Source organism: Candidatus Filomicrobium marinum (assembly GCF_000981545.1).
Lineage (GTDB): Bacteria > Pseudomonadota > Alphaproteobacteria > Rhizobiales > Hyphomicrobiaceae > Filomicrobium > Filomicrobium insigne.
The window spans coordinates 2,939,878-2,951,850 of sequence record NZ_LN829119.1; the positions used below are offsets into that span (position 1 = coordinate 2,939,878).

Here is an 11,973-nt window from a genome sequence, read left to right on the forward strand (position 1 = left end):
GACCTTCAAGCTGGCAGTAACACGAGGATCCCGGCTCCAATCACGATTAAGCCGACAATCAGAATGATGCTGTTACGGATAATTTCTCCCGCCATCCGAGTATTGAGCTCCTTTGGCTCTCAAGAACTTGTGATGGCAAAGAAATATCACGCTGATCCTGAACGTAGGATGAGCGCGCTTGTGCGTATGTTTAAGATGTAGTCCAGGGCAGACAAACGCCTTAAGCTTCGCCCTTGCGCCGCGCCATGAACGCCAACCGTTCGAACAGATGAACATCCTGCTCGTTCTTGAGCAGGGCCCCGTGAAGCGGTGGAATGAGCTTGCGTGGATCGCTTTCACGTAGCGTTTCCGGACCGATGTCCTCGTTCAAGAGCAACTTAATCCAATCAAGGAGCTCTGACGTCGACGGCTTTTTCTTCACGCCTGGAACATCACGGAGTTCGTAAAATACCCGGAGCGCCTCCGAAACGAGCTGTTGTTTGAGATTGGGAAAATGGACATCCACGATTTCACGCATCGTGTCCGGGTCCGGAAATTTGATGAAATGAAAGAAGCACCGCCGCAGAAAGGCGTCGGGGAGCTCTTTCTCATTGTTCGAGGTAATGATGACGACGGGGCGTTGCGCGGCACGCACAACTTCCCCCGTTTCGTAGACGTGAAACTCCATCCGGTCGAGTTCCTGAAGAAGATCGTTGGGGAACTCGATATCTGCTTTATCGATCTCATCGATCAGCAGAACGGGCCGCACTTCACTGTCGAACGCTTCCCAGAGTTTGCCTTTGCGGATGTAGTTCTTGATGTCATTAACCCGCGACTCTCCAAGCTGACTATCACGCAGCCGCGAGACGGCATCATACTCGTAGAGGCCTTGTTGCGCCTTTGTCGTGGATTTAACGTGCCATTCGATAATCGGCAGCCCGAGCGCCTTCGCAACTTCAAGTGCGAGAACCGTTTTTCCCGTTCCCGGCTCACCCTTGATGAGCAGTGGCCGCTCCAACATGATGGCGGCATTCACAGCGATACGCAGATCATCCGTCGCGACGTACGACGAGCTACCTTCGAATTTCATGGTCATCCCTTATATGGGCCGGTTTCCCACTATCGGAGCTGCCAGCCTCGTTAATTCCACTTTTATGACCCAATTGGAGAAAACGCCACCCCCGCGAAATACTCAGAACGCCAGCGCAGCAGGCGAACATGCCACCAAGGGATCACCCGCATGTGAGGGGGAGGGCAGAAAAATACCTTGAGCGTGCGCGCTTCGCATTGTAGCGCTGCACCAGAATTCAACGATATTTCTTGCCCCATCTACAAATTCTTGACAGTCACAGAGGTTCACATACATACCGGGCACAAAACATGCACGGAGCCCTTGTTGATGGGTACAGGAACGTCAACGATCTGCTCCTGGAGGCTTTGATGAGCAAGCGGGACACGACTAAGACGGCAGGTGAGAATGCCCCGCGCGGCCAAGACGCGCAGCGCGCTGCGGCGTCGTCGATAGTGCTCGAAGAGGGCTATCGCCCAAGCGACGACGAGCCGTTCATGAACGATCGCCAGCGCGCCTATTTCCGGCGGAAACTACTAAACTGGAAAGAGGAGATTATCCGCGAAACGCGCGAGACTCTGGCGGGCATGTATGAGGATGCAACGCAGCATGCTGACCTTGCAGACCGAGCAACGTCTGAAACCGACCGGGCGCTAGAACTCCGCGCACGCGATCGCCAGCGCAAGCTCGTCTCCAAGATCGACGCGGCCCTGGCCCGGATCGATGACGGAAGCTATGGCTATTGCGAGGAGACCGGCGAACCGATCGGGTTGAAGCGTCTGGACGCACGGCCCATTGCGACGCTCTCGCTCGAAGCGCAAGAGCGTCACGAACGTCGTGAACGCGTCTATCGCGAAGACTGATATTTCTTCTGGCCGGCGGAGTGACTTAACGGCTCCGCCGCCAATTCTCTCTCCGAATTAAAGCTCAGGAACCTGCGCAGGACGCCGCTGCGGGCTACGACTGCTATCGGTGTCGGGCTCCACATCTACACGGCTGCTCGCCGACGGAGAAGGAGCGGGTGCAGTCGTGCTGGCCCAGCCATAAGCGAGCATGGTGATAAGCGCCGAGGCTGCAAAGAAATAGACGCCCGGAAGAACGCGCGCCTCCGTATATCCCGACGAGTTCACATAAAAGATCATCAACGCCAGTACCATGACGTCGGTCATGGAATAACGCCCAAGCCATTCCATCGTCGAAATCGACTTGTCGCGAAATTCGGGACTGAGGTCTGGAGAGGTAACGAGCGTCAGCAGGTAGAACAGCTTCAGGAACGGAAAGAGCACCGAAAAGACAAACAAAACGGCGCAAAGGAAAAACTCCTCGTTCCGATAGAGTGCGTAGATGATCGTCGCGAGAGAATGTTCATTGGTCCAGACATAGACCGTCGTGAAGCGGATGACGGGCAGGATCACCCCGAGCGCGAAGAACACAGTCGCCAGGATGATCAAAAACGACAGCACGAAATTGCGCATCGCAGTTCGGCGCTGAACTGGTTTTTCCTGCGTTGAAATCTGCGGAAGCTGGCTTCGGCTGGAAGCGCCCGCCGGCGTCATGTCAGGCAGTACGGTGCCGGAAGCGCGCGCAGCGATCAAAGCCCGGTCCTTGGCCACGGCCGGAAGCCACGCGTAGGCTAGGATCATGAGAACGATGGCAGCGGTGAAAAAGTACACGCCGTTAAGGCTCGTCGCGTCGTAAACACCCTGGCTCTTGATGAAGAAAATCATCAACGCCAGTACGAGCACGTCATGCATTGACCATTTGCCGAGCCATTCGAGAGCCCTCAAACGCCAGCGCTGACGAAGAATCTCCTCATGTGGAAGCGTCGAAACGAGCAACAAGTACAAGAGCTTCACTACGGGAAAGATAATCGAGAAGACCAGCACCGTCAGCCCGAGGAAGAGCTGGCCATCAGCAAGCAGAACCTCGACAGTCGAAAGCAAGGAGTGCTGGGTCGACCAGAACATGTATTGGGTAAGTCGGATGACCGGCAATGTGATCCCAAGCGCAAGACATACGCTCGCACCGAGTATAGCCAGGCTTAGGAAAAAACGCCGGCCTCCAAGCCACATCCTCTGAGTTCGTCCTCCCCACAATCCTGAAAGTGCGCGCGACTGTACGCGGCCGTCGAAACGACCACATCCATTAAAGCATGCTGAGGGATAAAATTAGGACGATTCAACGGAAACGACGTCCGGGGAGAGCAAATAGCGACAACTGCACTCCCCGAGGTCAAGATAACGAGCAGATATGAGGCGGATGACAGCCGATCAGGCCATCAATTTCGACTTGTCGTAGAGGATGCCTTTTTCGTCGAGCACCTGCATCAGTGAGCCGTCCTGGAACATCTCACGGACGATGTCACAACCGCCCTGGAACTCGCCTTTGATGTAGAGCTGCGGGATCGTCGGCCAATTGGAAAAGGCTTTGACGCCATCACGCACACTCATGTCGTCGAGAACGTTGATGTCTTGATAATCAACGCCCAGATAACCGAGGATCTGCGCAACTTGGCCCGAAAATCCGCACTGCGGAAACTGCTTCGTCCCCTTCATAAACAAGACCACGTCGTGATTCGCGATCTGCTTGCGGATCCAGTCATTGACGTCTTGGCTACTCATCTCCGCCCTTCCTTAAAAATCTGCACCGGCGTAATTCGCCGATAGGATCTCGACAATCCGCCAGCATCGAACTTGGGTGTCGCTTCAGTTAAAGTCAATCTTGGGGCACCGCCGTGGTCAATGCCAGCGCGTGCAACACGCCACCCATTCGTCCCTGCAACGCGCTGTAAACCATCTGGTGCTGCTGGACGCGGTTTTTGCCCTTAAAAGCTGACGTTACGACGTGCGCAGCGAAGTGATCGCCATCGCCCGCCAGATCCCGAATTTCGATGACAGCGTCGGGAAACGCTTCCTTGATCAGATGCTCGATTTCATTGGCTGTCATCGGCATATCGTACCGCTTCTCCTCTAGCTGATTAGCATACGGGCGCAAAGCACCCCTTGGCCTCAAATTATAGAGATGTCGCTAGAGCAAAGCGAGCCACCGTCACTGCCAAGCCAAGTAAAAAGCCTTAAACACCAGCCATATAATTGGGAAGCCAGGAGTCATGTGCCACGCGAAGCTCACTGAGCGGCAATGAGGCCTCACCCGCCAGCGTCAACGACGCCCCTCCGGTACGGCCAACGATCCGGGCTGGCAACTCCAGCAGACGCGCCCGGCCGAGAACTTCTTCAGCCGCCGCCGGAGCAACAGAAACCACATAGCGCCCCTGATCCTCACCGAACCAGACGCTATGACCCGGTAGCTTGCCTTCATAAACGAAAAGCTCTGCACCCATGTCACCCGCCAGAGCCATTTCCGCTACGGCAACCAACAAACCACCGTCCGAGCAGTCGTGCACGGTATCGCACACGCGCTCACGGATCAGCGCGCGCACAAGCCGCCCCGCCTTGAGCTCCGCAGCCAGATCGACCGGCGGCGGGGCGCCCTCGAGCTTTCCCGCAGCGTGCTGTTGGTAGAGCGATTGGCCAAGCCAACCCTTCTCTTCGCCGATCAGGACGAGAAGCTCACCTTCCCGCTTGAGACCGACGGAAGCCATTTTTTGGACATCAGGAATGAGCCCCACGCCGCCAATGGCCGGCGTCGGCGGAATCCCAACGCCATTTGTTTCATTATAAAGGGAGACGTTCCCGGACACGACCGGGTAGTCGAGCGTCCGACAAGCTTCCCCAATTCCCTTAATGGCACCGACGATCTGCCCCATAATTTCGGGTCGCTCCGGGTTGCCAAAATTAAGATTGTCAGTGACTGCGAGTGGATCCGCACCGACGGCTGTCAGGTTCCGCCACGTCTCTACGACCGCTTGTTTGCCACCCATCTCTGGGTCCGCAGCCACATATCGAGGCGTAACATCGCAACAGGCCGCAATCCCCTTTTGTGTCCCGTGCACACGCACCACCGCAGCGTCACCACCCGGGCGCTGAACAGTGTCGCCCATCACCATGTGATCGTACTGCTCCCAGACCCAGCGACGCGAGGCTAGCGCCGGGGTACCCATAAGCGTCTTGAGGCACGGCAAAATACCAGCGTCAGGCGGTGGCACCCATTGTGGAAGGATAACTTTTGCCGGCTCGTGCGGCACCCAAGGGCGCTCATAGAGCGGCGCCGAATTGGCGAGCGTCGCAACGGGGATATCGGCTTCTACTTTCCCCTTGTGTGTCACGATCATCCGGCCTGTGTCGGTCGTGCGCCCGATCACCGCAAAGTCCAGATCCCATTTGCGAAACACGGCTTCCGCTGCGGCTTCGGAGCCCGGGCGCAGAATCATCAGCATCCGCTCTTGGCTCTCCGACAGCATCATCTCGTAGGCCGTCATGCCGGTTTCGCGTTGCGGAACCTGGTCCAGATTGAGTTCGATCCCGACCCCGCCTTTGTCCGCCATCTCCGCGGTGGACGACGTCAGACCTGCAGCGCCCATATCCTGAATGGCGATGATGGCATCCGATGCCATCAGCTCGAGGCAAGCCTCGATGAGCAGCTTTTCTGTGAAGGGATCGCCAACCTGTACAGTTGGGCGCTTTTCGTCCGACTTGTCGTCAAACTCCGCCGAAGCCATCGTCGCGCCGTGAATGCCGTCACGGCCCGTTTTGGAACCGACGTATACGACAGGCAACCCAACGCCCTTGGCGGCCGAATAAAAGATCTTGTCGGTGCGTGCTAAGCCGACACACATGGCGTTGACGAGAATGTTGTTGTTGTAGCCCGCGTCGAAGTTCACCTCACCGCCGACAGTCGGCACGCCCACGCAATTGCCATATCCGCCGATGCCTGACACGACGCCTGAAACAAGGTGGCGCGTTTTGGGGTGGGAGGGATCGCCAAAGCGGAGCGCATTAAGATTGGCAACCGGGCGCGCACCCATCGTGAACACGTCGCGCATAATACCGCCGACCCCTGTCGCAGCACCCTGATAAGGCTCGATGTACGAAGGGTGATTGTGGCTTTCCATCTTGAAGACGGCCGCCCAGCCTTCGCCAAGATCGACAATGCCGGCATTTTCGCCTGGCCCCTGAATCACGCAGGCACCCGACGTCGGTAACGTCTTCAGCCAGAACCGCGAAGACTTATAGGAGCAGTGCTCTGACCACATCACGGAGAAAATGCCGAGCTCCGTTAGCGACGGTTGGCGCCCCATGATCTCGAGCAGCCGTGTGTACTCATCCGGCTTTAAACCGTGCTCGGCAATAAGCTCATCAGTCACTTCGAACGGAACCGTGCTTTCGGTGGCATCATTCATTGCTGTTTTCTTCTCGCGACGGGGGACGGCAAGCGCCGGTGTAGCCTGGCCCGCTTATAGACGCCAAACTCGCGACATCCCAGAGCCTCAACGCCTAATGCGGCACAATATCCGGTGGAGACCTCACCCACTCGGGTAGTGCCTTTTCACCGAGCGGGTGAAGCGCTCTGCCGCGCGGCCGAACCGCGCTGCAGCATGCGTATTGCTGCAATGCACAAATTAGCATGCCTCACCAATGAGAAGGGCGCTAAGTGTTTCTCCACGCTGGCCACTAACGACTGGGCACAAAGTCTTGCAAGCCCGGCATCGACGCTAGCCGCATGAGCTGACGATGAGATGATCTTTGCGAGGAGCACTCTGATGACCCCGTTTAAAACCATACTGAGTACTGTTGCAGTCTGCGTCATTACCGCGACGACGGTCATGGCTGGCCAGGGTGTACGCCCAATTGAGCTGACGCCCGGTCACGGCCAGAGCTTCGACTTGGGAAACAAACGCGCCGTAAGCTATTTTCTGGATCGTGATGGTGTTTGCCACCTCACCCTTATGCTTACCGAGGCTTACACAGAAGACACCGTTTCTGGCGCAGCAACACGCATGATTGTCGCCGTCGCCCCGGGCCGTCCCGCCCGTGTCGATACATCTAACGGTAAATCGCTCGGCTTCGATTGCACCGCGAACGCCGCGAAGATGACGGTAACGCCGCTTGACCACGTCGCCGTCGCACCGCGCATCTAACCAGTTCCGCAGAACCCAGCCGAAAAACACGCAGGGGTTGGGATGCGGCCGAGAGAGGGCTTCAGCCCTCTCTTGCTTTATGTCTCAGAGATAAACGATCGAAACGCAGCAACGTGGCGTCAGCCGACCATTGCTTCAGCGATACTGACCACAGCGCTTTCAAAAATCCGACGTCCGTCGGTTCCGCCAAGCTGGGGCTCGAACAAGCGTTCAGGGTGCGGCATCAGCCCGAGAATTCGTCCCGTACTGTCTGTTATGCCGGCGATGTTACGTTGTGAGCCATTGGGATTCGCAGCCTCCGTAACCGCTCCATCAGCATCGCAATAGCGGAAGACCACGCGACCATCCTCCTCAAGACGGTCCAACGTATCTTCATCCGCGAAATAGTTCCCGTCATGGTGCGCGACCGGCATCCGCAGAACCTCACCCACACGGTTGCAACGGGTGAAGAACGTATCCTTCGTTTCACAGCGCAAAAAGGCGTCGCGGCAGATGAAACGCAGCGAGGCATTCCGCATCAGCGCACCCGGCAGCAGACCGGTCTCAAGCAGAATTTGAAACCCGTTACAAATGCCAAGCAATGGGGTTCCGGCCTTAGCTTTGGCCACGACATCGCGCATGATCGGCGAATGCGCAGCCATCGCACCGCAGCGCAGATAGTCGCCATAGGAAAATCCGCCAGGCAGAACAATCAGATCACAAGCAGGAACTTCTGATTCGCCGTGCCACACCATCCGCGCCGGAAAACCCGTGATCGCCTCAAGAGCGACCTTCACGTCGCGATCGCAGTTCGAACCGGGGAACACGATAACAGCGGAGCGGATCATTTGATTATGTCTCCCTAGGCCGCAAATCAGCGCCAGCGGCGAACTCTCGCCCTATAGGCGCAAGCACACAACGCCCCGCAATCACCTCAGCTGGCAATCTCGATGTCGTAGTTTTCGATCACCGTATTGGCGAGCAGGTCTTTGCACATCTTCTCGACGGTCTCGCGCGCGTTCGCCGCATCACCATCCGCCAGATCGACCTCGATATATTTTCCCTGACGCACTTCGTTGACGCCGGAAAATCCAAGGGACGACAATGCATGCTCAATCGCCTTGCCTTGCGGATCGAGAACGCCGTTTTTGAGTGTAATCTTGATGCGTGCTTTCATGACGTCTCTTTAGCCGCGAGCCGACAAAATGGGGCTGCGCCGAAATGAAGCGGCGAGGCGCCCAACGTATATTGAGCGCCTCGGGATCTCTCAACTGGTAGCGTGCTTCCGGAAGAGTGGAAACTGATTTTCCGACACGACGCACGCCAAAACGAACAGTTAGGGACTTTCCGCTTTTCAACGAAAAGCAAAAGACCCTAATGCGGCTTGCCCGTCGGGTTGGACGCAACGAGCACAGGCGTTGCGCCCACGGATGGCCGATTCTCATTGAGAACGCCCAGCCTCCGGGCAACTTCCTGATACGCCTCAAGCACACCGCCGAGGTCGCGACGGAAACGGTCCTTGTCGAGCTTGTCCGACGTCTGGATGTCCCACAGACGGCAGCAGTCCGGGCTGATCTCGTCAGCCAGAACTATGCGCATCTGATCATTCTCCCAAAGACGGCCGAATTCCACTTTGAAGTCTACGAGACGGATGCCGATTCCGAGGAACAGACCGACCAGGAAGTCGTTGATCCGCAGTGCGAGCTGCATGATCTCATCGATCTCCTGCGGCGCTGCCCATCCAAACGCCGTGATGTGTTCTTCCGAAACCATCGGGTCGTTCAGGGAATCAGCCTTGTAGTAGAATTCGATAATGGAACGTGGAAGTTGCGCGCCTTCCTCAAGTCCCAGCCGTGTCGCCAGCGAGCCGGCCGCAACGTTGCGGACAACGACTTCGAGCGGAATGATCTCGACTTCGCGGATCAATTGCTCGCGCATGTTGAGACGGCGGATAAAATGCGTCGGAACTCCGATCTCGCCCAGCCTCTGAAAGACCATTTCCGAGATACGATTGTTGAGGACGCCTTTGCCCTCGATTAAGGCATGCTTTTTGTTGTTGAAGGCCGTAGCGTCATCCTTGAAATGCTGGATGAGCGTTCCCGGTTCGGGTCCTTCGTACAGAACCTTCGCCTTACCTTCGTAGATACGACGGCGCCTGTTCATGCCTGGTCCTTTAAGTATGATGGAGCTCATGTCTCAGTGTGTTCTTTGTAATGGGACCGCAACGCTAGACCGGTCTGATGTCGGGATTTTGCTGCGTGCCACTCTATGTGGCGCTGCAACATCAGCGAGTCCAGATCGGTCTGGTCCAGGTGGCTGACACTAGCTGAATGCACCCCCATAAACAATCTTTACAATAGGCGATTTGCGGAACGGTTATCGACAACAGGCAAGTCATTGATTTGCCAACACTCGAACGTTATTCAGGCCAAGTCCGCCGCCAAGGGGTGCGACATCGCGGTAGCGATTAAAGCGCGAGTAGTTTTCGTTAACAGCAATCACAGGTAGAAACAGCATGACCACATTCGATGAGCGTCAAAAGGGCTTTGAGAAAAAATTCGCGCATGATCAAGAACTTAAATTCAAAGCGGAAGCACGTCGCAATAATCTGATTGGCGCCTGGGCCGCCGAAAAGCTCGGCCTCACGGGAGACGCCGTTGCCGAATATCAGAAGGAAGTCCGGCGTGCGGACCTTGAGGAAAAGGGCGATGACGACGTGATCCGAAAGCTTCGCGCAGACTTCGAGGCGAAGGGAATTTCGGTCAGCGACGAAGAGATCCAGCAGCAGATGGTCGAAATGCTCGCGCAAGCGATCAATCAGATCGAAGGCAGCGCGAGCTAACGGATCGCTGTCCGAGAAGTTTGTGCACGGCAGTCCTTGGAGAAGGCTGCAGGGATGATCGTCATTTCGTCCCTGCAGCGGGCTCCTGCAAATCCTTCAAGAACAGGCCGAACTGCAAAAGCCCCTCCGGCCAGGGGCCATGACCAGACGCAACATTGACGTGGCCTGCGTCGCCCGCTTCAAGCAACTTCGAACCCCACATCGCTGCAATCTCCTTCGCCCGTTCGAAGCTGCAATAGGGATCGGTGTGCGAAGCAATGAGCGTCGAAGGAAATGGGAGCGGTTCGCGGGGCATCGTGCCGAAGTCCCGCACATCCTGTTCAAACGAATGCCCTTCGGTAACCGGCCAGTCCTTCGCGTTTTCAATATCAGCCGGTGCGACCAGATATGCTCCGGCCACCTTCGTCAGATCGAGACGCGGTGCAGCGTGGGCCACCGAAATCACACCCAAACTGTGAGCCACCAGCACTACGGGCTTTTCCGACGTTGCCACCGCGCTGGCGATCCGAGCCGACCACTGCTCGCTCTGCGGCTTCAACCAGTCCTCTTGCTCGACACGTCGTGCCGTCTTGAGGCTGCGCTCCCACCGAGATTGCCAATGATCGGGCCCAGAGCCAGACCAGCCCGGCACAATCAGAATTTCCACGTCTGAAGTGCGCATGAGAGGTTTGATCGCTCCAAAACGGCTTCGTATGACCTAATCATGTGATGGCAGGTCCGTCAGGCTTCTCCGAAGACCCGCGCAAAAATCGTGTCCACGTGCTTGAGATGATATGCATTGTCGAACATCGCATCGAGTTCTGCAGCCGACAAATGCGCGCTAACTTCGCTATCTCCCTTGAGTTCACTGAGGAAATCGCGCCCCTCTTCCCACGTTTTCATGGCATTGCGCTGCACCAGGCGATAGGCGTCTTCCCGGCTGACGCCTTTTTGCGTAAGCGCCAACAGAACGCGTTGGGAGTTATGCAAGCCCGAGAGCTTGTCGAGGTTACGCTGCATGGTGCCCGGATAAACCACAAGCTTCTCGATCACGCCCGCGAGACGGCCCAACGCAAAGTCCAGTGTAACTGTCGCATCTGGTCCGATCATCCGCTCGACAGATGAATGCGAAATATCGCGCTCGTGCCACAACGCCACGTTTTCCATCGCCGGCAGTGCATAGGCGCGAACCATACGTGCAAGCCCCGTGAGGTTTTCCGTCAACACAGGGTTACGCTTGTGAGGCATGGCTGAAGAACCCTTTTGCCCTGGCGAAAAGAACTCTTCGGCTTCGAGAACTTCGGTCCGTTGAAGATGGCGGACTTCAACGCTAAGCCGCTCGATCGACGAGGCAACAACCGCCAAGGTCGCGAAGTACATCGCATGTCGGTCGCGCGGAATGACCTGCGTCGACACCGGTTCCGGCTTAAGCCCGAGCTTTTCCGCCACGTAGATTTCGACTTGAGGATCGATATTCGCGAATGTGCCTACCGCACCGGACAGTGCGCAGGTCGCGACCTCATCGCGCGCAGCCAGCAAACGGTCGCGCGCACGCTCAAACTCAGCATGCGCGTAGGCAAGCTTCACGCCGAAGGTTGTGGGTTCCGCGTGGATACCGTGGCTGCGCCCGATCGTGATGGTGTTCTTGTGCTCGAAGGCGCGCGCCTTCAAAGCGGTCAGCAATCGATCGACATCCGCAATGAGAATGTCGGCAGCACGCACCAACTGGACGTTGAAGCAGGTGTCGAGAACGTCGGAGGACGTCATGCCCTGATGAACGAATCGGGCGTCTGGCCCGACGATTTCCGCCAGATGCGTCAGAAACGCGATCACGTCATGCTTCGTGACCGCTTCGATTTCATCGATCCGAGAGATGTCGAATGTCGCGTTGCGTCCCTTAGCCCAAATAGTCTCGGCCGCTTCTTTCGGTATCGTACCCATCTCGGCCATCGCAGAGGCAGCATGCGCCTCGATCTCGAACCAGATACGAAAACGGGACTCAGGGGCCCAGATGGCGGCCATCTCCGGCCGGGAGTAACGAGGGATCATTGGCGTCTTTCTACGGGTTCCAAATATCCACTGAGCCTG

13 protein-coding genes are annotated in these 11,973 nt (G+C 56.8%); 3 read left to right on the plus strand and 10 right to left on the minus strand.

Going from position 1 to position 11,973, the window contains the following annotated elements; genetic code table 11:
* Window positions 1–220: 220 nt before the first annotated feature.
* Complete coding sequence (locus YBN1229_RS13750; RefSeq protein ID WP_197540917.1) at window positions 221–1,069, minus strand: AAA family ATPase; 849 nt, start codon at window positions 1,067–1,069, stop codon at window positions 221–223.
* 476 nt (window positions 1,070–1,545) lie between these two features.
* Between YBN1229_RS13750 and dksA the strand changes: the two genes are divergently transcribed.
* Window positions 1,546–1,911 carry an RNA polymerase-binding protein DksA gene (gene dksA, locus YBN1229_RS13755; RefSeq protein WP_046480480.1) on the plus strand — a complete coding sequence of 122 codons (366 nt, stop codon included), beginning with the start codon at window positions 1,546–1,548 and terminating at the stop codon, window positions 1,909–1,911.
* Between the two features lie 57 nt (window positions 1,912–1,968).
* Here dksA and YBN1229_RS13760 read toward each other — a convergent pair whose 3' ends face one another.
* From YBN1229_RS13760 to purL, 4 genes are all read right to left on the minus strand, one after another.
* Window positions 1,969–3,120 carry a paraquat-inducible protein A gene (locus tag YBN1229_RS13760; protein WP_076605336.1) on the minus strand — a complete coding sequence of 384 codons (1,152 nt, stop codon included), beginning with the start codon at window positions 3,118–3,120 and terminating at the stop codon, window positions 1,969–1,971.
* Window positions 3,121–3,318: 198 nt separating this feature from the next.
* Window positions 3,319–3,669 (minus strand): Grx4 family monothiol glutaredoxin, encoded by a 351-nt coding sequence (gene grxD / locus YBN1229_RS13765; RefSeq protein ID WP_046478671.1) that lies wholly within the window; start codon window positions 3,667–3,669, stop codon window positions 3,319–3,321.
* A gap of 94 nt (window positions 3,670–3,763) precedes the next feature.
* On the minus strand, window positions 3,764–4,000 hold the full coding sequence (locus YBN1229_RS13770; RefSeq protein WP_046478670.1) for a BolA/IbaG family iron-sulfur metabolism protein: 237 nt from the start codon (window positions 3,998–4,000) through the stop codon (window positions 3,764–3,766).
* Window positions 4,001–4,121: 121 nt separating this feature from the next.
* Entirely contained in the window at window positions 4,122–6,347 is a 2,226-nt protein-coding gene (gene purL, locus YBN1229_RS13775; protein ID WP_046478667.1) for a phosphoribosylformylglycinamidine synthase subunit PurL, read from the minus strand.
* A 360-nt stretch (window positions 6,348–6,707) separates the two neighbouring features.
* On the opposite strand from purL, the gene YBN1229_RS13780 reads away from it, so the two are divergent.
* The gene (locus YBN1229_RS13780; protein WP_052743944.1) at window positions 6,708–7,085 is read left to right on the plus strand and encodes a hypothetical protein; all 378 of its coding nucleotides are present in this window, start codon (window positions 6,708–6,710) and stop codon (window positions 7,083–7,085) included.
* Between the two features lie 119 nt (window positions 7,086–7,204).
* On the opposite strand, the gene purQ is transcribed toward YBN1229_RS13780, so the two are convergent.
* The 3 genes from purQ to purC all read right to left on the minus strand — a co-directional run bounded on the left by purQ (window position 7,205) and on the right by purC (window position 9,227).
* Complete coding sequence (gene purQ, locus YBN1229_RS13785) at window positions 7,205–7,912, minus strand: phosphoribosylformylglycinamidine synthase subunit PurQ (RefSeq protein WP_082101145.1); 708 nt, start codon at window positions 7,910–7,912, stop codon at window positions 7,205–7,207.
* An 86-nt stretch (window positions 7,913–7,998) separates the two neighbouring features.
* Window positions 7,999–8,241 (minus strand): phosphoribosylformylglycinamidine synthase subunit PurS, encoded by a 243-nt coding sequence (gene purS / locus YBN1229_RS13790; RefSeq protein ID WP_046478666.1) that lies wholly within the window; start codon window positions 8,239–8,241, stop codon window positions 7,999–8,001.
* A 197-nt stretch (window positions 8,242–8,438) separates the two neighbouring features.
* Window positions 8,439–9,227, minus strand: a complete 789-nt coding sequence (purC, locus tag YBN1229_RS13795; protein WP_046478663.1) for a phosphoribosylaminoimidazolesuccinocarboxamide synthase — start codon at window positions 9,225–9,227, stop codon at window positions 8,439–8,441.
* 352 nt (window positions 9,228–9,579) lie between these two features.
* On the opposite strand from purC, the gene YBN1229_RS13800 reads away from it, so the two are divergent.
* Complete coding sequence (locus YBN1229_RS13800) at window positions 9,580–9,906, plus strand: DUF1476 domain-containing protein (RefSeq protein ID WP_046478660.1); 327 nt, start codon at window positions 9,580–9,582, stop codon at window positions 9,904–9,906.
* 61 nt (window positions 9,907–9,967) lie between these two features.
* Here the strand turns inward: YBN1229_RS13800 and YBN1229_RS13805 are convergent, their stop codons facing one another.
* Both YBN1229_RS13805 and purB read right to left on the minus strand, forming a co-directional pair.
* Window positions 9,968–10,567 (minus strand): RBBP9/YdeN family alpha/beta hydrolase, encoded by a 600-nt coding sequence (locus YBN1229_RS13805; protein WP_046478658.1) that lies wholly within the window; start codon window positions 10,565–10,567, stop codon window positions 9,968–9,970.
* Window positions 10,568–10,626: 59 nt separating this feature from the next.
* The gene (gene purB, locus YBN1229_RS13810; RefSeq protein ID WP_046478657.1) at window positions 10,627–11,934 is read right to left on the minus strand and encodes an adenylosuccinate lyase; all 1,308 of its coding nucleotides are present in this window, start codon (window positions 11,932–11,934) and stop codon (window positions 10,627–10,629) included.
* Window positions 11,935–11,973: the final 39 nt, after the last annotated feature.